Consider the following 20,624-nt stretch of genomic DNA (forward strand, 5'->3'; position numbering starts at 1 on the left):
TCGCAGCCCAATCGGTTCCACCATCGAAAGGAATGTCGTGACCTCCGACAGCCGCCCACCGAATTCCGCAGAAGACACCCGGAGCAACAGCGAGAGCGAGAACCCGGCGATCCCGTCGCCGGAGCCCAAAGCGCATGCGCCGCTGACCAACAAGGACTGGTGGCCCGAGCAGATCGATCTGTCGGTCCTGCATGCGCATTCCCCGCTGTCCAACCCGCTGGGCGAGGACTTCGACTACAAGAAGGAATTCGCGAAGCTCGACGTCGAGGCACTCAAGGCCGACCTCGTCTCGCTGATGACCCAGTCGCAGGACTGGTGGCCCGCCGACTACGGCCACTACGGCGGCCTGTTCATCCGCATGAGCTGGCACGCCGCCGGCACCTACCGCATCTTCGACGGCCGCGGTGGCGGCGGTCAGGGTGCGCAGCGCTTCGCCCCGCTCAACAGCTGGCCGGACAACGCCAACCTCGACAAGGCCCGACGCCTGCTGTGGCCGATCAAGCAGAAGTACGGCAACAAGCTCTCGTGGGCGGACCTGCTGGTCTTCGCCGGCAACGTCGCGCTGGAATCCATGGGCTTCAAGACCTTTGGCTTCGGTTTCGGTCGCGAGGACATCTGGGAGCCGGAAGAGGTCTTCTGGGGCCCCGAGGACCAGTGGCTCGGCACCGACAAGCGCTACTCCGGTGAACGCGAGCTGGCAAAGCCGTTCGGCGCCACCACCATGGGCCTGATCTACGTCAATCCCGAAGGGCCCGAGGGCAAGCCGGACCCGATCGCGGCCGCCTACGACATCCAGGAGACCTTCGCCCGGATGGCGATGAACGACGAGGAGACCGCAGCCCTCATCGTCGGCGGCCACAGCTTCGGCAAGACCCACGGTGCCGGCGACGCCGATCTCGTGGGTCCCGAGCCCGAGGCCGCACCGATCGAGCAGCAGGGCCTGGGCTGGAAGTCCAGCTACGGCAGCGGCAAGGCGGAGGACACCATCACCTCGGGTCTGGAGGTCGTCTGGACCAACACGCCGACCCAGTGGGACAACAGCTTCCTCGAGATCCTCTACGGCTACGAGTGGGAGCTGCAGAAGAGTCCCGCAGGCGCATGGCAGTACGTCGCCAAGGACGGTGCGGGAGCCGGCACGATCCCCGATCCGTTCGGCGGACCGGGACGTGCACCCACGATGCTGGTCACCGACGTGGCCCTGCGCGAGTCGCCGATCTACGCCGACATCACCCGCCGCTGGCTCGACCATCCCGAGGAACTCGAGGTGGCCTTCGCCAAGGCCTGGTACAAGCTGCTCCACCGCGACCTGGGGCCGGTCACCCGCTACCTCGGACCGTGGGTTGCCGAGCCGCAGATCTGGCAGGACCCGGTGCCGGCCGTCGACCACGAGCTCGTCGACGACTCCGACATCGCGTCGCTGAAGGGCAAGCTGCTCGAGGCACTCTCGCCGACCCAGCTGCTCAAGACCGCGTGGGCGTCGGCGGCGAGCTTCCGCAGCACCGACAAGCGCGGCGGCGCGAACGGTGCACGCATCCGCCTCGAACCGATCAAGAACTGGGAGGTCAACGAGCCGAGCGAACTCGCCAAGGCCCTGCCGGTCTACGAGCAGATCCAGAAGGACTTCAACGACTCGGCGTCCGGCGGCAAGAAGGTGTCGGTGGCCGACCTGATCATCCTCGGTGGCGCCGCCGCCGTGGAGAAGGCGGCCGAGGCCGCCGGTTTCCCGGTCACCGTACCGTTCACCCCGGGTCGCACGGACGCCTCGCAGGAGGAGACCGACGTGGACTCGTTCGAGGTGCTCGAGCCGGCGGCCGACGGCTTCCGCAACTACAGCCGTGGCGGTGAGAAGGCCCCGCTGGAGCAGCTGCTGCTCGAGCGCGCCTACATGCTCGGCCTCACCGCTCCGGAGCTCACCGTGCTGATCGGCGGACTCCGTGCCCTCGACGTGAACTACGGCGGCTCCAAGCACGGCGTGTTCACCGATCGCCCGGGCGTGCTGTCCAACGACTTCTTCCGCAACGTCGTCAGCATGGACTACGAGTGGAAGTCGGGCACCGACGAGAACGTCTACGAGGTCGTCGACCGCTCGTCGGGCGCGACCAAGTGGACGGCGACCGCCGCCGACCTGTCCTTCGGTTCGCACTCGCAACTGCGCGCGCTGTCGGAGGTCTACGCTCAGGACGACAACGCCGAGAAGTTCGTCAACGACTTCGTCAAGGCGTGGGTGAAGGTTGCCGAGAACGATCGTTTCGATCTGGGCTGATCCAGCCTGATCGATCGGGGGCACCCCGCGGACCAGGGCCGCGGGGTGCTTCCGTGTTCAGGGACGAGCTATAGTGTGGATTGATGAATTGCTCAATCCGTCAAGTCATCAACTGGCACTGCCTGCCTACCGACCGCCGTTGGAGTGACCCGTGACCGATCCCGGCCCCGACAAGCCGCTGTACGAGATCAAGGCCAACTTGTTCAAGGCCCTCGCGCACCCCGCTCGCATCCGGGTCCTCGAGGTGCTCAGCGCCAACGGTGATCCGACGCCGGTCAGTGAACTCCTCGCCGCCACCGACCTCGAGCCGACGCTGCTGTCGCAGCATCTGGGCGTCCTCAAGCGGCACCGGGTGGTCACCGCCAACCGCGTCGGCAACGCCGTCTTCTACGAACTCGCCCACCCGAAGATCTCCGATCTCCTGGTCATCGCGCGCACGTTCCTGATCGACACCCTCGACGCTCAGCGCGAGCACCTCGACGCCATCTCGTCACTTCCACCGGTGACCCGCCGGTGAGTACCAACGCCGTCACCGGCACGCTCTCCCGGATCAAGGGCTTCGCCCCCCGACGCAGCGATTACGCCGACCTCCCCCGGAGCTGGAAGACCGACATCCTCGCCGGCGTGACCGTGGCATCGTCGCCCTCCCCCTGGCGCTCGCCTTCGGCATCAGCTCCGGCGTCGGCGCCGCCGCGGGCCTGATCACCGCGGTCGTCGCGGGTCTCGTCGCCGCGGTCTTCGGCGGCTCGCACGTCCAGGTGTCCGGGCCCACCGGCGCGATGGCGGTGATCCTGGCGCCGATCGTCGCCGAACACGGCCTGAGCAGCATCGCCATGGTCACCGTCCTCGCGGGCCTGCTGGTGCTGATCGCGGGCGTACTCGGACTCGGACGCGCCGTGACATTCATCCCGTGGCCGGTCATCGAGGGCTTCACCCTCGGCATCGCGGCGATCATCTTCCTGCAACAGGTGCCGGCCGCGTTCAACACGGCAGCCCCGGCGGGCATGCGGACCCTGAACGCCGCGATCGACGTCGTCGTCCACGCCGACTGGTCGAAGGCCTGGTCCACGCTGACCGTCGTCGCGATGGTCGCGGTGATCATGGTGGTGCTGCCGCGTGTCCATGCTTCCATTCCCGAATCTCTCACCGCGGTCATCGCGGTCACCCTGATCGTCTACTTCACCGATGGCTTCGACGTGGCGACGATCGGGCAACTGCCGTCGTCGCTGCCCGCGCCCTCCATCCCGCACGTCGACTCCGAGGCACTGCGGGCGATGTTCAGCGCGGCGGTGGCGATCGCCGCGCTCGCGGCCATCGAGTCGTTGCTCTCGGCTCGGGTCGCGGCGACCATGTCGCCCACCGGCCCGTACGAACCCGACCGCGAGCTGTCCGGGCAGGGCCTGGCGTCGATCGCGTCGGGTCTCTTCGGCGGCATGCCCGCGACGGGCGCGATCGCCCGCACGGCGGTCAACGTCCGGTCCGGCGCCCGCACCCGGGTCGCCGCGATCGTGCACTCCCTGTTGCTCCTGGGCGTCGTCTACCTGGCCACCGGCCCGGTGTCGGAGATCCCGCTCGCCGCGCTCGCCGGCGTGCTCATGGTGACGGCGTTCCGCATGGTGTCCGTCGGGACCGTCCGCGCGATCCTGCGGTCGACCCACTCGGACGCCCTGATCTTCGTCGTCACCGCGATCATCACCGTGACGCTCGACCTCATCGAGGCCGTCGAGATCGGCATCGTCGTAGCGGCGTTCTTCGCGCTGCGCCAGGTCGCCCAGCGGGCGAGCGTGACCCGCGAGCCGCTGCCGGGGCCCGCGCAACCCGGCGACGAGCGCATCGCCCTGCTCCGGCTCGACGGCGCGATGTTCTTCGGCGCTGCCGAGAAGATCTCGACCACCATCTCCGCGGGCGCCGACCGCAACGAGTCGGTGTCAGTCGTCATCATCCGGATGTCGCACCTCGGCATGCTCGACGCCACCGGCGCCCGCTCGCTCGCCGAGATCGTGGCCGATCTCGAGAAGCGCGGCGTCACCGTGATCATCAAGGGGGTGCAACCCGAGCACCTCGCGCTGCTCGAAGGTGTCGGCGTCGTCGACTCCCTACGCCACGACAACCATCTCGTCGACACCCTCGACGAGGCCATCGCCCACGCGCGAAGTCACGTCGAACGCGAGAGGATGTGAACTACCTGCATCGACGCCGGTTTCAAGAGCACCGGGACGACCCGTCTCCGGCGGCATCAAACCACAAGACCCGAGGCCCCTGAACGCGAGGCTGATCACAGGGGGCAGAATCGGGGAGTAGTTGTCACACGAGCACACCGCAAGCGTGGTATCGGTGAAGCCTGACTCACAAGGTCGCCGGCGACACCGGTTAATACAGACAGAATCGAGAACATCAGGCATGAGCACCCAGAAGCCGACCATCATCTACACGTTGACCGACGAAGCCCCCATGCTCGCCACCCACGCGTTTTTACCGGTGGTGCGCACGTTCGCCGGAGCGGCCGGCATCGAAGTCGAGACCAGCGACATCTCGGTCGCAGCGCGCATCCTCGCCGAGTTCTCCGATCTCCTCCCCGAAGATCAGAAAGTCACCGACAACCTCGGCGAACTGGGCAAGCTCACCCAGGATCCCGACACCAACATCATCAAGCTCCCCAACATCAGTGCCTCGGTGCCGCAGCTCCTCGCCGCGATCAAGGAACTCCGGGAGAAGGGCTACGACCTTCCCGAATTCCCCGGCAACCCGAAGAACGAGGAAGAGCAGGCGATCCGCGACCGGTACACCAAGTGCCTGGGCAGCGCGGTCAACCCGGTTCTGCGTGAGGGCAACTCCGATCGCCGCGCGCCGAAGGCCGTGAAGGAGTACGCGCGCAAGCACCCGCACAGCATGGGCGAGTGGTCGATGGCCTCGCGTACCCACGTCGCGCACATGCGCGAGGGCGATTTCTACCACGGTGAGAAATCGATGACCGTCGAGGGCGACCGCAAGGTCAAGATGGAACTCATCCCCGACGACGGCAGCGAGACCCTGGTCCTCAAGCCCGAGGTCGACATCACCGACGGCGACGTCATCGACAGCATGTTCATGAGCAAGAAGGCGCTCATCAAGTTCTACGAAGAGCAGATCGAGGACGCCTACAAGACCGGCGTCATGTTCTCGCTCCACGTCAAGGCGACGATGATGCGCGTCTCGCACCCCATCGTCTTCGGCCACGCGGTCAAGGTCTTCTACCGCGACGCCTTCGAGAAGCACGGCGAACTGTTCGACGAGCTCGGCGTCAACGTCAACAACGGCCTGTCGGATCTCTACAGCAAGATCGAGTCGCTCCCGAGCGCCCAGCGCGAGGAGATCATCGACGACTTGCACAAGTGCCACGAGCACCGTCCCGAGCTGGCCATGGTCGACTCGGCCCGCGGCATCTCCAACTTCCACTCCCCCAGCGACGTCATCGTCGACGCGTCGATGCCCGCGATGATCCGCGCCGGCGGCAAGATGTACGGCGCCGACGGCCGCCTCAAGGACACCAAGGCGGTCAACCCGGAGTCGACCTTCTCCCGCATCTACCAGGAGATGATCAACTTCTGTAAGACCAACGGACAGTTCGACCCCACCACGATGGGCACCGTCCCCAACGTCGGCCTGATGGCGCAGAAGGCCGAGGAGTACGGCTCGCACGACAAGACCTTCGAGGTCCCGGTCGGCGGCACCGCCAACATCACCGACATCGAGACCGGTGAGGTCCTGCTGACCCAGACCGTCGAAGAGGGTGACATCTGGCGTCTCTGCATCGTGAAGGACGCCCCGATCCAGGACTGGATCAAGCTGGCCGTCAACCGTTGCCGCGACTCGGGCATGCCGGTCCTGTTCTGGCTCGACCCGTACCGCCCGCACGAGAACGAGCTGATCAAGAAGGTGCACAAGTACCTTCCCGAGCACGACACCGAGGGCCTGGACATCCAGATCATGTCGCAGGTCCGCGCCATGCGGTACACCCTCGAGCGCGTCGTCCGCGGCCTGGACACCATCTCGGCCACCGGCAACATCCTCCGCGACTACCTCACCGACCTCTTCCCGATCCTGGAGCTCGGCACCAGCGCGAAGATGCTGTCGATCGTGCCGCTGATGGCCGGCGGCGGTCTGTACGAGACCGGTGCGGGCGGCTCGGCACCGAAGCACGTCAAGCAGCTCATCGAGGAGAACCACCTCCGCTGGGATTCGCTGGGTGAGTTCCTCGCCCTCGCGGTCAGCCTCGAGGACGTGGGCAAGAAGTTCGACGACCAGCGTGCGGTGATCCTGGCCAAGGCGCTCGACGCCGCGACCGGCAAGCTGCTCGAGAACGACAAGGGCCCGTCGCGCAAGACCGGTGAGCTCGACAACCGCGGCAGCCAGTTCTACCTCGCTCTGTACTGGGCCCAGGAGCTGGCCGGCCAGACCGAGGACACCGAGCTGGCCAAGCAGTTCGCGCCGCTGGCCGAGACCCTCGCCGCGAACGAGGAGCAGATCGTCGAGGAGCTGAACTCCGTGCAGGGTCAGCAGGTCGACATCGGCGGCTACTACTACCCGGACTGGGACAAGACCGCTGCCGTCATGCGTCCGAGCAAGACCTTCAACGAGGCTCTCGCTTCGCTCGACCTCTAGTCCTCGCCGCACAGATCGAGAACGCCCCGGGTGATCTGTTCACCCGGGGCGTTTTTCGGCACTACCGTCGACACCATGGTCGATGCCGACATCAACTTCTATTTCGATCCCGTGTGCCCGTTCGCGTGGATGACGAGCAAATGGGTTCGCAAGGTTCAGGCGCAACGTGACTACAGCGTCGACTGGCGGTTCATCTCGCTGCGTCTGCTGAACGCACACATCGACTACGCCGCGCACTTTCCACCCGAGTACGAGGCCGGGCACACCGCCGGTCTCCGGCTGCTCCGCGTCGCCGCGAGTATCCGTCGCGAGCATGGCCGCACCGCAATCGATCCGTTCTACACGGCCCTCGGCACGCTGTTCTTCGAGGAACACACGGGCACGTACACCGTCGACAACACCGACCACCGCGGCACCGTCGGCTTCCTCACCCCGGTACTGGAGGGGCTCGGGTTGCCCACCCATCACATCGACGCGCTCGAGGACACCGGTTTCGACGCGGAGATCCGGGCCGAGACCGACGAGGCACTCGCCCTGACCGGACGCGATGTCGGCACGCCGATCATCCACTTCCGGCCACCGGAGGGCGTCGCCTTCTTCGGGCCGGTCATCAGCCGCCTGCCGAGCGACGAGGACGCAGTCACGTTGTGGGACCACGTGATCGGGCTGGCGAGCTTCCCGGGATTCGCTGAACTCAAGCGGAGCCTGCGGGAGAAGCCGCAACTGCGCGCCTTCGGCGTGACCGCCGACGAGACGCCCGAGCAGGAGGACTGGCACGCGGGCAGTCGGCGGACCCGCGAAGACTAGCGCCGGACCGGCTTCGGAGTCGAGATGGCACCAGCACCTCGACGCCGCGACACGAACACGACACCCGTGGTGACCACCAGCGCGACGATCGTGGCGATGGCAACGCCCACGATGGCTGTCGTCTCACCCTGGGCGGTGGCCAGGATGCCGAGGAACGCCCAGATCAGCGTGAGCGGGTAGGCGACCAGGACGGACCCGACCGCGGCGGTGACCGCGAGTCCGAAGACTGCACACAAGATGAGGATGGTGAGCTGCCAGCCGAGGGACTGCGGGTCGGCGAGGTCGGCGCCGATCGCAGCCGCCCAGTTCTGGAACACCGCCGCGGTGGCCCACGCGGCGTAGATGCCAACCAGGATGCGGGTGAGCACGCGCAACCAGCCTGGTGCCGCGTCGTCGGCGGGGCGTACCGCGATGCGTGCGGCATCGAGTAGCACCACCGTCATGACGGTCAGCACGATCGGGGTGACCCATGTCCATTCCGCCGCGGACACCAGAATCCAGATGGCCGCGCCGGCGAAGGCGATCTCGAGATCGATCAGCAGGCGACGCGGATCTGCGGTCCCCGTCGCACCTCTCCACACGACCGCGAGGGCGAAGACGACGGACAGCAGGTAGATCAGACTCCAGATGGAGAACGTCCATCCTGCCGGTGTGATGAGCAGATCGGTCGTCGACTCGTTGGGTGAGGCCCCGATTCCGGAGAACGGCACAACCGGTGCCACCACCTGCGCCATTGCGAGAATCACTGCGAGCCAGGTGATCGGACCGGAGACGCGTGCCAGGGGTGCCATGGCCTCCACCGTAGGCACATTCCCGGCACCTACCGACCGAAACTCCGTTGACCTGCGGAGTCATCGGCGACCGACGGCGATGCAGTGTCCGCTGTTTCGCGATCCGCCGGTCGGGTCACGGGCGGCCACGGCGTCCTTCGTTTACGACGCAGGACCAACGCGATCGCGACCACCGAGGTGACCGAGTAGACCACACCGATCGCCACGGCCCCGCCGATGGTCCCGGCGAGCTCTCCGGCGATACCGTCGAGCAGCACCATCACCCCCGCCCCGCTGTAGGCGAAGGCCGAGAACGTCGCCGCCACGCGGCCCTGCTGGATGGGCGTGAGTTCAATGGTGATGTAAGCCAACGCGACCCGATATCCGCCGGCCTGACCGATGCCGCCGATGACGGTGCCCAGCAGGATGATCTCGAGCCGGCCGACCGCGAGCCCCGCGACGGCGATCGACCAGCCGATTGCCAGCAGCAGCGTCACCGCAGGCAGAGTAGTGATGACGCGCAGGCCCACGCCGGCGAAGTTGGCCAGCATCGAAACGATCAGGCATGCGCCGCCGACACATTGGGCGACGAGCAACGAGTCGCTGATGCCCGTCGTGAGGATCGCGTTCGGCATCGCACCGACGGCGAGGGCACCGATCGCCCAGGCGAGCGCCCCGACGAGGTACGCACCGGGGTCGTGGGATCGGGACTCCTCGACCACCACGTCGAGATCACCGGTGCGTGCCGACGGTACGTCCGCGACCTCTGGCTCGACGATAGCCGGAACCGGGTCATGTTCCGGCGCAAGGAGATCCGGTGCCGCCCGCAATCCGGCGAACAGGAACCCGAGACAGATCGTCATCGCGACCGCGCGGATGGCGTAGACCGTCACCAACTGCCAGGGCAGATACACGGCGATGAGGATCGCCGCGATGAGACCGGTACCGGCACCGATGAGCGAGCCGGTCGCCATGAACGCACGGCCCTTCTCACCACGGGCGGCGACCATCATCGCGGCCGCCGCACCGGTGCTCAGCGCCACCGACGCGCCCGTCATCAATCGGCCGGGGAAGAGCACCAACGGGTACCAGGCGCCCACGATCTCCACGAGGTCGCCGACGATCGCCGTGATGAACGCGATGGGCAGGACCTTGCGCGTGTGCCGGATCAGCGGACCGCGGGCCGAGATCAGCAGGATCACGATGAGTGCGACGAAGTAGGTGGCGAACAGGACCGCTGCCGCGGCCGACCCGAAACCGTGGCGGTCCATGTAACCGGGGAGCAGCGGCGTCATCGCATTCGAACCACAGATCGCGAGGATGAAGCCCACACCCGATGCTCCTGCGAGCAAACGGGTTCCGGCGTCGCCTCGGCCCGCCGCGACCTTCGTTGTCATGTGTCCTGCCTCCTTGCCACCGGTGGCCGTGAGGGGCGCCGGCCGCCACCGTCGGCATCACCGTGCAGGAGTACTCAATCCGACCGCTGTAACCGATCGGCAACCTGATCGTGGCGCCCGTATTGCGCACCTCGGTCGTCGAACAGCGACACTCTGACCTGCCCGGATCCCGACCGCCGGCCGAACCACGCCGATCGTCACCGCCGATCCGCGGCCGCCCCGACCATCTTCCCGGCCGCGCGAACGACTAACCTGACCGGTCACAGATGTTCGGAAGGAGTTCGAGTGGGCGGCAGGGTTCTCGCACTGGTTCACGGTGTGCGGCCGGAGTGGCGCGAAACGGTGCTCGGTTCGTTGCTGCCCGCCTTCGTCGACCGCGGATTCGACGTCGTCATCCACGACGTCGAAGACGGGCCCCCGCCCCCGTCAACCGGATTCGACCTGGTGTGCGTGACCGGCTCCCCGGATTCGGCCTTCGACGCTGCACTGCCGTGGGTCGAACCCGAACTGCGGTACCTCTCCGACACAATCGGCCGACAGGTCCCGATCTTCGGTATCTGCTTCGGCGCCCAGATCCTCGCGCGGGCTCTCGGCGGTTCGGTGGCGCCGAGCACGCGTCCCGAGCACGGCTTCGTCACCGTCAGCACCACCCGTCCCGATCTGGTCGATGCGGGCCCGTGGATGGAGTTCCACCACGACACCATCACCGTGTCGGATGTCGCCGAGGTGATCGCGGTCAACGACGCGGGGGTGCAGGCCTACGTCTCCGGTCCACATCTGGGCGTGCAGTTCCACCCGGAGATCACACCGGACTGCTTCTCCGGATGGCGCAAGGGATTCACGAGCGCCCGGTCGGGCAGCGACGACGGGACGGTAGACACCCGCGCCCTCGCCGCCGACATCGAGACGGCCTCAGCAGACGCCGCGGCCCGATGCGACCGACTCGTCGAACGATTCCTCCAACACGCCGGGATCGGTCAGCCCGTCGGCTGAAGACCCACATACCTCTCCGCCACCGGGGCGTCGAGATCCCAGTCGGCGAACTCGTACAGGTCGGTGGCCACCTCGGTGATGACGTCACGGAGTTCGAGCTGCTCGAGCCATCGCTGCGGGATGACACCGGCACCATCGCGCGCGCCGAGCAGGTTGCCGGTGATCGCTCCGGTCGAGTCCGAGTCACCATCATGGTTGACCGCGAGCACGACGCCCGCTTCGAAGTCGCTCGCGACGAGCGCGCAGTAGATCGAGATCGCGAGAGCTTCCTCGGCCACCCACCCCTCACCGAGGCGGGAAATCGCTTCCTCCGGCGCGACGTCGTCGCCGGCGAACTGTTCCGCGAGTTCGATGGCGGCCAGGGTCTCCTCGTGTTCCGGCTTGGTCCGCAGGATGGCCTTCGACGCGCCGAGCGCCTCGTCGAGCGTCGCACCTTCGACGAGTTCGCGGACCATCACCGCAAGGACTCCGCCGGTCAGCGACCCCGACGGGTGGCCGTGGGTCAACGCGGCGATCTCGGTTCCGAGGTCGAAAGTGCCCAACGCCGACCATTCGGCGCGGGCGGCGAACAACCCGACCGGCGCCGCACGCATGACCCCACCGCACCCCTTGCTGTTGTTGGACGCCGGCGCACCCGGGCGCGTCATGGAACGCAGAGCACTCAGGCAGGTCGTGCCGGGGGCGCGCTGGCTGTGGAGTTCCCGCTGCTCGGTCAGCCAGCTGATGCGCTCGCCCATCGGCAGCACGCCGTGCCGGGGGTGCTCCCCCTGTGTGATGAACCAACGCAGGTAGGCGCGGGCCGTCGACGCCGCAAAACACGAGATCCCGCCGTCGCAGTCCCGTAGCCACGCGCGCAGCAGCCCTTCTGCCGTGAAGAGGGTCATCTGGGGTGTCGTCGGTGATGGTGCCCGTTCCGCCGTATGCCGGCGCGTACGAGGTGATGCCCGACCGGCCGAATCGCTCGATGATCGCCGATCGCGACATGAACTCGACCGATCCCCCGAGTGCGTCGCCGACCGCACCCCCCACGATGCAACCAACAAAACGTTCCTTCATCGGCGTCACCCGCACCTTCCAGAGTGTTCAGACCATATTCACACGGGTTGGCGAGGTTCGCAGGCCGGAGGTTCGATTGAGGCCTTCGTCTCGCCGTGCTGTGTGTGATCCTTCATCGATCAGCCTGGGCGGCGAAGCGGGTCCGCAGTTCTTGTCAGACCCCCGAGGTAGAACTGAAGACAGCTGAAATTGATGACGGAGCAGTAGTCAACGACGGTCCCACCCAACCGCAATGCACCTCCATGAGAGGGACGGAAGCCGTCATGCTCACCACCGACACAATTCCACTCGACGCAATCCTCGACCGACTCGTCGAAATCACCCCACCCGCCGACGACCCTACCGGGGCAAAGACTTTCGCCCAACTCGAGATGATTCGACTGATCCGCAACGCGGCGGACCATCAACTCGGCTCGCACACAGCGAATCTCGATGACCTCAAGGTCGCGGAACGACATGGTTCCACCACCAAGAGACTGTTGATCGAGATGGGCTTCCCACCTGCGGTCGCGACACGCGCTGCACGTATCGCCGAGAACCTCGGCACGCTGAGCAAGGTCGAGGCCTGCGCCACCGACGGACGCCTATCGGGTGAAGTTGTCGATGCCATTGTTCGCGGCATGATGACCATCGAGAAGCGTTCACCCACAGAGCTTTCCGACGGCGACCGGACGGTCTACGAGACCGAACTCCTCACCCAGGCACTATCGGGTGCCACCCCCACCGAGATACAGAAACACGCCGGGGCCATCGGCAACACCATCGCCGACGAGAACGGCGGCATCCCCGCGTGTGACGACAGATCCCTGGACACCCTCTCGCACCACACCACCGACGACAACCGCGTCGACGCACTCGAAGTGCTGCTCGACCAGGCCGCAACGGGTGCGGCGATGGACACCATCGGGGCCCCGCGAACCCAAACGTTGCTGACCATCCCCGCCGACGGCGGTGATCCCGGCTTCCTACCTTGGACCGGATCGGTCACACACGCAACGGCGAAACGGTTGTCCTGCGATGGAACTCTGATCGAGGTCCTCATCGACGGCGAAACCGTGCCACTACAGATGGGCCGCGAACGACGACTCTTCCCGCCACATCTACGCAAGGCGATCATCATCCGCGACCAATGCTGCATCAGTTGCGGAGCGCCACACTCACATACCCAGGTCCACCACATCGAGCACTGGACCGACGACGGTGAGACCGACCTCGACAACGGCTGCCTGCTCTGCCAGCGCTGCCACACCCGTGTCCACCACCACGGGTGGGACGTCGTCATGGGATACGACCGGCACCCCTGGCTCATCCCGCCCGCCGACATCGACCCCCGACGCCGCCCACTACCCGCCTATAACCGCCGCACCATGCGACTCGACGACGCCGCCTGAGACGCAGAGACTTTCGCGCAGCACCTTTCGCACCCGGTGATCAGCCGGGACCGCATCCGTTCCTTGACAAGTCCATAGTGTGAAAACGATTCCCGCGCACCAGTTCCGTTCCCGCTCACCTTCGCAGCTTGAGCGGGAACGGACCAGGTGGGCGCGACCGGCTCCCCCCGACTGCGGGGCGGCGCCTCCCCTGCTGGCCGAGAAGGCCCGAGGCGCCGGCCGAGGGGCGTTCCCACCGCCAGCGGAGGGGCATATCGAGCCAGCCCGCCGACGAGACGACCGGCCACCTCCACTGCCATGAATCGAACATACGTGCGATACTTCCGAAGTGGGCATGAAGTGGATTGGCGGGGACAACGGCCAACCACATCGGCCGGCGTTCGTGCGGGTCGGCCACAAGGCGGTGCTCATCGACCTGGGCGCGCTCTACCCGAACGCACCCCACTTCACCGGCGAATACCACCCCGAAGGCCTTCAGATACGGTCCGTCCACCTCGGCGTTCTGACCGAATGGGGGCGCGACGAATGGGGTGCCTGGTACGGCAAGGTCACCTACACGATCACCGCCAAGGACCGGCAGGAGAAGGTGACGCACTGGGTTCCGTCCTGGGCGCTGAAACCAGCCGGGGATCCACCGAAGTCCCGACGATGAGCCAGCCCGACCCACATCCGCTGCCCGGCGCGGCGTCGTTGCAAACAGACGCAGGTTCTCTACTGCGACCCCGTTGCCGACTGGGAACAGTGGCCCTGAGTGGATGTCAGGATTCTGCTCGGTACCGGGTCACGGTTGGTCCCGGGTCAGGGCTGGTCGCCCAGAGCCACCGGCCGGTCGGGGTCCGACGACCACTGGGAGAACGAGCCGGGGAACAGGGTCGCGTCGATCCCGGCGACGGCGAGCGCAGCAATCTCATGGGCTGCGTTGATCCCCGAACCGCAATAGACCACCACATCGCCCACCTCGCCGGGAATGACACCCCAGATCGGTGAAGCGACGGCGCAGTTCCGCCTCCGACCGGAACCGTCCGGCCTCGTCGATGTTGTCCACGGTCGGGGCGCTGCGAGCTCCCGGGATGTGTCCGGCGCGGGGATCGACCGGTTCGACGTCCCCGCGGTACCGCTCACCGGCGCGGGCGTCGAGCAGGGTCGCGGCGCCGGCAGCGACGTCGTCGATCGTGGCGATCGGGAGGTTGCCGCCGGTCAGCGTGACCGTTCCGGCGCGCGGACGCCCACCGTCACCGGTCGTCGTGCGCAGGCCCTCGGCTCGCCAGGCGGCGAGGCCGCCGTCGAGCAGGCGTACGTCGGCGATGCCCGCCCAACGCAACAGCCACCAGGCACGGGCCGCCGCCAGGTTGCCCGAGTCGTCGTAGACCACGACCGGCACACCGTCGTTGATCCCCCAGCTCCGGGCGGCGGCCTGAAGGTCCTCGATCGCCGGGATGGGGTGTCGGCCGCCCTCCGCTCCGGAGGGGGAGCCGCGAGCTCGGAGTCGAGGTCGGCGTACACCGCGCCGGGGATGTGGCCCTCCCGGTAGGCCTCGCGACCGTCGAAGTCGCCGAGCTGCCAGCGCACGTCGAGGACCACCGGCGGCGTCCCGAGCAGCATCTCGGCCAGGTCGAGCGGGGTGATCAGTACATCGCTCATGACGGCCAGCCTATCGACGCACGGCCCGCACCCCGGCGGGCCCCTGACGGCCACGATGCAAGAATGAGGCGGTCCGCGCCTGCGGACGAACTCCGCGATTCTCAGGGGGCCGTTTTCGTGGCGCTGTTCCTGGCCGTGCTGGTTCCGGCGGTCTTCTTCGGTCTGATCACCTTCTGGCTGCACCGCCGGATCGTCCGCGCCACCGCACTCCCCCGGCCGTGGTCGGGCGTCGCCGACGTCGCGCTCACCGTGATGTGGGCACTGGCGGTCATCGGCTTCGCCAGTGGCCGATCGCTGGACCCGTCGTGGGCGCGGCCGATCGGGTCGGTGGGCCTCATCTGGATCGGCGTGGTCTTCTACCTGTTCCTCGGACTGGCGATCATCGGACTGATCTCGTCCGGGGCGAACATCATTCGCCGGATCCGACGCCGCGGCACCGGGATCGGCGAGACGGCCGAAGCGGCCCCGCGCAGACTGCGTCGTCTCCGGATCGCCACGGCCACCGTGGTCGTCGCCGCGCTGGGGGTCACCGGCTACGGCGTGTTCGAGGCCTCCCGGCCGCAGGTGACCGAGGTCAGCACGACTTTCGACAACCTGCCCGCGCAATTCGACGGACTGCGGATAGCCGTGGTCTCCGACCTTCACGTCGGGCCTGCGCGCGACGCCGGGTTCACCCGCCGCGTCGTCGACGAGGTCAATGCGCGGAACCCGGATCTGGTGCTCCTCGTCGGCGACCTCACCGACGGCAAGATCCCGTACGTCCGCGACACTCTGGAGCCGCTCGCCGATCTCCGCGCACCGCTCGGGGTGTTCGGCGTCAGCGGCAATCACGAGTACTACTCCGACGACGGCGGACGCTGGCTCGACACCTGGGAGTTCTACGGAGTGCGCACACTGCGGAACTCGCGGGTCCCGTTGACGGTCGACGGCGCGACCATCCAGCTCGCCGGCGTGCACGACGCCACCGCACCCGAACCGTACGAGCCCGATCTCACCGCCGCGCTGAAGGGTTCGTCACCCGATGACTTCGTGCTGCTCCTCGCACATCAGCCCAAGCAGGCCGTCGAGGCCTCCGAACTCGGCGTCGACCTGCAGTTCTCCGGACACACGCACGGCGGTCAGATGTGGCCGATCCGCTATCTCGTTCCGCTGCAACAGCCCTCGGTCACCGGACTGGACCGCATCGGAAACACCGTCCTGTACACGACGCGCGGCGCCGGTGCGTGGGGTCCGCCCGTGAGGGTTCTCGCGCCGCCAGAGATCACGATGTTCACGGTACGTACAGAACCGTGACGTTCCACGTAGGCTCCGCACGATGACGGAGTTCACGATGGACATCGAGGGACGATCGATCTCGGCGCGGGACGTCGGCGAGGCCACCGGACCTGTCGTCGTACACTTCCACGGGACTCCGGGCTCCCGTCTCGAGGCCGCTTTCGGCGATCAGATCGCCCAGCGACACGGCGTCCGGGTGGTGAGTTTCGACCGCCCCGGATACGGCGCGTCGGACCCCGCACCAATCGGCCTCACGCCAGTGGCACGCGACGTCGAGGCCCTGGCCGACCGCCTCGGACTCGACCGCTTTGCCGTCTTCGGGTGGTCGGGTGGCGGGCCCTTCGCGCTTGCCGCAGCAGCGCTGATGCCCGACCGCGTGACCGGCGTCGGTGTGTCCGGTGGCCCCGGACCCGCGCTCGACGTACCCGGGGCTCGAGAGCTCCTGACCGACAACGACCGCCGAGCCCTCGCGCATCTGCCGGCAGACCCCGGACGGGCGGCCGAGACCTTCCTCGAGGGCAACCGGGACATGCTCGCCGCGATGATGTCGGTTAGGAACGACCCCGCCGCGCCCTGGATCGACTGGATGTGGGGTACAAGCGACGCCGCGGTCATCGAGGATCTGTCGGTACGGCGGATGCTCTTCGAGTCGTTTTCCGAAGCGCTGCATCGAGGGCCCGACGCCATCGCTTGGGACAACGTCGCCTTCGTCGGCCCGTGGGATTTTCGGGTCGCCGACGTCTCTGCGCCCGTTCACCTCTGGTACGGCGCCGACGACGCGATGACGACCCTGTCCAACGGCGAGTGGCTGGCGCGCCACCTACCCGACGCTGATCTCACAGTCTTCCCCGGTGAAGGCCACCTGCTGCCGTTGCGACATTGGGACGCAATGCTTTCGGTGTTGATCGACGGCGAGGACCGCAACCTGGCGTGAGCTCGCCACCCTTGAACGCGACGTGCCCCGCCGACGCGTAAGGCCGGCGGGGCAGGTCGTGTGTGCGTCAGGCCTTGATGTCCGACGGATGTGTCGCGAGCGGCGTCACCTTGATGTCCATGTACGGGAACAGCGGCAGACCCGACAGCAGCGTGTGCAGCTCGTCGTTGGAGTCCACGTCGAAGATCGAGTAGTTGGAGTACTCGCCGACGATCCGCCAGATGTGCGGCCACTTGCCGGTGCGCTGTAGGTCCTGCGAGTACGCCTTCTCCCGGGCGACGGTGTCTGCCCGGACGTCCGGGTCGAGATCGTCGGGGATGTTGACGTCCATGCGGACATGGAACAGCATCTACTTCACCGGGTCCAGGACGAAGTCGTAGGCGACCGTGTAGCCGCCCTTGCCGTCGTCCTGGGGATCGAGGATCAGCTCGGGCTTCACCGCACTGGCGACGTCGTCGTCGTTGTGGGCATCGCCGGGGAAGTACAGCTGCGCGGTGAGCTGCTCGTGGCCGGGCGCCGACACCTTGAGGTGCAGGTGGGCGGGACGCCACGGGTGCCAACCGGCCGCCGCGATCATCTTTCCGCACGAGCCGTCCGTCGGGATCATGTACGGCGCCGGGCGAATCGTGGTGATCTCGAAGTTGCCCTGGTCGTCGGTGGTGAAGGTGGCGCGCAGGTTCCACTCCGGGATGCCGGGAGCGAACTGCGAGTAGAAACCGTCGTCGTCGGCGTGCCACAGCTCGACCTTGGCGCCGGCGAGCGGGGTGCCGTCGCACGAGCGGACCTGGCCGTTCCACAGCAGCGGATCGCCCTTCTCGTCCTCACGCATCGGCACTGCTCCCCTGGAGCCCTGCTCGGGCGCGTTCGGGACGTAGTAGGGACCCTCGATGCTGCCCTTGTTGCCCTCGCGGTGCTCGGTGGCGACATCCTCGACGACGTGCTCGACCCAGACGTCGAGGAACAGCGGCCATTCGCCGTCCTCGCCGACATTGATGAGCCATGCCTTGAGGGCGTTGTACTCGTCGTAGGTGACCTTGTGCTTGCGGATCGTCGCGTGCACGCCCGCGAGGACCTCGTTGATCAGCGTGGCCACACGCTCCGGCGGGGTGTCCTTGACGGCCTCGAAGGGCGACTTGTCGGCGTGGAACCGTTCGGTGGCGGATGCGCCGGACGCGGCTGCGGTCGCGACCTCGTTCGGGTGCTCGGTGGTGGTCATGATTTTCTCCTTGTACTCACTGCTCGTGGGGCTGCCACGAAACGATCTGTGTTGGTGGTGTTTTCAGTTGTCGGTTCGGTAACGCTCGAGCTTCTCCGGATCGACCTCGAAGCCGATACCCGGAGCCGTGGACCGGTACAGGTGGCCGTCTCGGATCTGCAGGGGCTCGGTCAGCAGGTCGTCGCTCATGTCGAGGAAGTTCGACAGCTCGCCCGCGTAGCGCGAGGTCAGTTCGAAGGCACTGCCGAAGGCGAGCGCGCACGCTGTGCCGACCTGGCCGTCGATCTGGTTGCCCATGACCACCGGGATGCCGAGCCCCTCGGCGAGGTGGTGGGTCCGGCGCGAGGTGGTGAAGCCGGTCCGCGCGGTCTTGATGCTGATCGCGGTGGCGGAGCGTCCGAGAATCTCCCGGGTGACGTCGGCCGGCGTGGGCACCGACTCGTCGGCGATGAACGGGACGTCGAGTTGCTCCACGAGCCAGCGTCGGCCCATCACATCGGCTGCGTCGCAGAGTTCTTCGGCGAACAGCAGGTCGAGGTCGGACATCTCCTTCATGGCTCGGGCCGACTCCGCGGCGGTCCAGCCGCGGTTGCCGTCGACGTAGAGCTCGATCTCGGCGCCGAACCGTTCGCGCAATGCCCGGACGACGGCGGTGTCGAGGCCCACCGGGTGCCTGCCGACCTTCACCTTGAAGGTCCGGATGCCGTAGGTCTCGACCATCTTCTCGGCCTCGGCGACCATCTTCGCGGGCTCGGCGAAACCGAGCATGTGGCTGACGCGCAACCGGTCGGTGAACCCGCCGAGCATGTCGCCCACGGGAAGCCCCAGGGTCTTGCCGAGCGCATCCCAGATCGCCATGTCGACAGCTGATTTGGCGGCCGGGTTGCCGATCGTCCGCGCCAGCCGGGCGGCGACCACCTCACGTTCGAGCAGGGTGAGCCCGACGATCGCCGGGGCGAAGATCGTGTTGACGACGGTGATGATGCCGTCCTGGGTCTCTCCGTAGGTGAACGGCCGAGGCGGCGCCTCCGCGACGCCCACCACCCCGGTGTCGGTGTGTACACGGACCAGCACGTGATTGGCCACGTGCACCTCGCCCGAGGCGAACCTCAGCGGTTTCACGTACGGAATCGCGAATGGAATCGCGTCCACTCGGGTGATCTTCATCTTTCATCTCCAAACTGGGCACTGAGCTGAGCGCTGAGGTCGCGCGGGTCGGCGTCGGCCGAACCGGTTGCGAAAGCGGATGCGATGACGTCGGCGACCGCGCCGACCACCGGGTTCTCGACACCGGTTTTCCAGGCCAGTGCGACCTCAACGGTGTCGGCGTCGGCGAGGTCGCGGACGACGAGCCCGTCCAGCGGGAGGGCACGCACGGAGGCCGGCAGGACGGCAACCCCGAGTCCGGCGGCCACCAGCGCGAGCAACACCGGGGTACCGGATGCCTGATGCGCCCGCCGGGGAACGAATCCGGCTGCGCGACATGCCTTCACCACCGCGTCATTGACTGCCGAGTCCCGGCTGTCGTACATCACGAACGACTCACTGCGAAGGTCCGCCACCGACACGACGGGCTCGATGGCGAGCCGGTGATCGACCGAGACGGCGAGCACCAGCTGTTCGACGTCGATCACCCGGGACTCGATGTCTTCCCCGGTCGCCGGCGGACGGAGGATGCCGAGATCGATCGCACCGGCGCGCAGAGCGTCGCACTGCCCCGGTGTCAGCATGTCGGATCGGATGTCGAGGTCGACGTCCGGTAGTTCACGCTTGACGATGCGAGCGATACGGGGCAGATGAGAGAACGCGGCGATTCCGGTGAGACCGAGACGCACCAGGCCGCTCCGTCCCGCCGCTATCCGCCGCACCCCGTCGACGGCGTCGTCGACGCCAGCCAGGACGCGCTCGGCCTGCTCCTTGAGATATGCGCCCGCAGGGGTCAGAGACACCTGGCGCGTGGTGCGCACGAACAGCGTGACGTCGAGTTCCGCCTCGAGCTGACGGATCGCGTAGGACAGAGCCGGCTGGGCCACGTGCAGAGTCGCCGCGGCCTGCCCGAAGTGGCAGGTCTCGGCTACGGCTGCGAAGTAGCGCAGGTGCCTCAGCTCCATGACTCGTCTTTTCTCGTAGAACCCCGTCGCCGGTCATCAAGTGTGACCGCGACCACGCATTCCACGGTAAAGGTCGAATACATACAAGACAAAGACATTTGCAGATCGTATTGATCGCAGCTGTTTATC

Annotated in this window: 15 protein-coding genes and 3 pseudogenes; 10 read left to right on the forward strand and 8 right to left on the reverse strand. The window is 67.1% G+C overall.

Annotation, left to right across the window (positions count from 1 at the left end; genetic code table 11):
- Positions 1–37 precede the first annotated feature (37 nt).
- From katG to RVF83_RS02515, 5 genes and pseudogenes are all read left to right on the forward strand, one after another.
- On the forward strand, positions 38–2,263 hold the full coding sequence (gene katG / locus RVF83_RS02495; RefSeq protein WP_005198130.1) for a catalase/peroxidase HPI: 2,226 nt from the start codon (positions 38–40) through the stop codon (positions 2,261–2,263).
- Positions 2,264–2,414: 151 nt separating this feature from the next.
- On the forward strand, positions 2,415–2,780 hold the full coding sequence (locus RVF83_RS02500; RefSeq protein WP_005198129.1) for an ArsR/SmtB family transcription factor: 366 nt from the start codon (positions 2,415–2,417) through the stop codon (positions 2,778–2,780).
- A pseudogene (locus tag RVF83_RS02505) lies at positions 2,777–4,443 on the forward strand (SulP family inorganic anion transporter). Before RVF83_RS02500 ends, RVF83_RS02505 begins: the two are co-directional and overlap by 4 nt.
- Positions 4,444–4,663: 220 nt before the next feature.
- The gene (locus RVF83_RS02510) at positions 4,664–6,904 is read left to right on the forward strand and encodes an NADP-dependent isocitrate dehydrogenase (RefSeq protein WP_005198124.1); all 2,241 of its coding nucleotides are present in this window, start codon (positions 4,664–4,666) and stop codon (positions 6,902–6,904) included.
- A gap of 75 nt (positions 6,905–6,979) precedes the next feature.
- Positions 6,980–7,711, forward strand: a complete 732-nt coding sequence (locus tag RVF83_RS02515; protein WP_039880340.1) for a hypothetical protein — start codon at positions 6,980–6,982, stop codon at positions 7,709–7,711.
- Here RVF83_RS02515 and RVF83_RS02520 read toward each other — a convergent pair.
- A complete protein-coding gene (locus RVF83_RS02520; protein ID WP_039880338.1) occupies positions 7,708–8,502 on the reverse strand; it encodes a hypothetical protein in 795 nt (264 codons plus the stop codon). The two genes, RVF83_RS02515 and RVF83_RS02520, sit on opposite strands and share 4 nt — an antisense overlap.
- A gap of 29 nt (positions 8,503–8,531) precedes the next feature.
- The gene (locus RVF83_RS02525) at positions 8,532–9,878 is read right to left on the reverse strand and encodes a hypothetical protein (protein ID WP_005198119.1); all 1,347 of its coding nucleotides are present in this window, start codon (positions 9,876–9,878) and stop codon (positions 8,532–8,534) included.
- A gap of 285 nt (positions 9,879–10,163) precedes the next feature.
- Here RVF83_RS02525 and RVF83_RS02530 point away from each other — a divergent pair, with 285 nt between their 5' ends.
- The gene (locus tag RVF83_RS02530; protein WP_005198118.1) at positions 10,164–10,871 is read left to right on the forward strand and encodes a type 1 glutamine amidotransferase; all 708 of its coding nucleotides are present in this window, start codon (positions 10,164–10,166) and stop codon (positions 10,869–10,871) included.
- On the opposite strand, the pseudogene RVF83_RS02535 reads toward RVF83_RS02530, so the two are convergent.
- A pseudogene (locus RVF83_RS02535) lies at positions 10,856–11,927 on the reverse strand (ADP-ribosylglycohydrolase family protein). The gene RVF83_RS02530 and the pseudogene RVF83_RS02535 sit on opposite strands and share 16 nt — an antisense overlap.
- Before the next feature lie 263 nt (positions 11,928–12,190).
- On the opposite strand from RVF83_RS02535, the gene RVF83_RS02540 reads away from it, so the two are divergent.
- Positions 12,191–13,318 carry an HNH endonuclease gene (locus RVF83_RS02540; protein ID WP_005198116.1) on the forward strand — a complete coding sequence of 376 codons (1,128 nt, stop codon included), beginning with the start codon at positions 12,191–12,193 and terminating at the stop codon, positions 13,316–13,318.
- 334 nt (positions 13,319–13,652) lie between these two features.
- Positions 13,653–13,970 (forward strand): hypothetical protein, encoded by a 318-nt coding sequence (locus tag RVF83_RS02545; protein ID WP_005198115.1) that lies wholly within the window; start codon positions 13,653–13,655, stop codon positions 13,968–13,970.
- A gap of 146 nt (positions 13,971–14,116) precedes the next feature.
- Here the strand turns inward: RVF83_RS02545 and RVF83_RS02550 are convergent.
- Positions 14,117–14,959 (reverse strand): annotated as a pseudogene (locus tag RVF83_RS02550) (sulfurtransferase).
- 63 nt (positions 14,960–15,022) lie between these two features.
- On the opposite strand from RVF83_RS02550, the gene RVF83_RS02555 reads away from it, so the two are divergent.
- A complete protein-coding gene (locus tag RVF83_RS02555; RefSeq protein WP_239581739.1) occupies positions 15,023–16,252 on the forward strand; it encodes a metallophosphoesterase in 1,230 nt (409 codons plus the stop codon).
- 22 nt (positions 16,253–16,274) lie between these two features.
- Positions 16,275–17,168: an alpha/beta fold hydrolase gene (locus RVF83_RS02560; protein WP_005198098.1), complete on the forward strand. Its 894-nt coding sequence runs from the start codon at positions 16,275–16,277 to the stop codon at positions 17,166–17,168.
- Positions 17,169–17,235: 67 nt separating this feature from the next.
- Here RVF83_RS02560 and catC read toward each other — a convergent pair whose 3' ends face one another.
- The 4 genes from catC to RVF83_RS02580 all read right to left on the reverse strand — a co-directional run bounded on the left by catC (position 17,236) and on the right by RVF83_RS02580 (position 20,495).
- Complete coding sequence (gene catC / locus RVF83_RS02565) at positions 17,236–17,517, reverse strand: muconolactone Delta-isomerase (protein ID WP_005198096.1); 282 nt, start codon at positions 17,515–17,517, stop codon at positions 17,236–17,238.
- Positions 17,518–18,384, reverse strand: coding sequence for a catechol 1,2-dioxygenase (gene catA, locus RVF83_RS02570; protein ID WP_005198095.1), 867 nt, complete (start codon positions 18,382–18,384; stop codon positions 17,518–17,520).
- 63 nt (positions 18,385–18,447) lie between these two features.
- Positions 18,448–19,551: a mandelate racemase/muconate lactonizing enzyme family protein gene (locus tag RVF83_RS02575; protein ID WP_005198094.1), complete on the reverse strand. Its 1,104-nt coding sequence runs from the start codon at positions 19,549–19,551 to the stop codon at positions 18,448–18,450.
- A complete protein-coding gene (locus tag RVF83_RS02580; protein ID WP_005198093.1) occupies positions 19,548–20,495 on the reverse strand; it encodes a LysR family transcriptional regulator in 948 nt (315 codons plus the stop codon). The genes RVF83_RS02575 and RVF83_RS02580 overlap by 4 nt, the downstream gene beginning before the upstream one ends.
- Between the last annotated feature and the right edge of the window lie 129 nt (positions 20,496–20,624).

Source organism: Gordonia rubripertincta (assembly GCF_038024875.1).
Classification (GTDB): Bacteria; Actinomycetota; Actinomycetes; order Mycobacteriales; family Mycobacteriaceae; genus Gordonia; species Gordonia rubripertincta.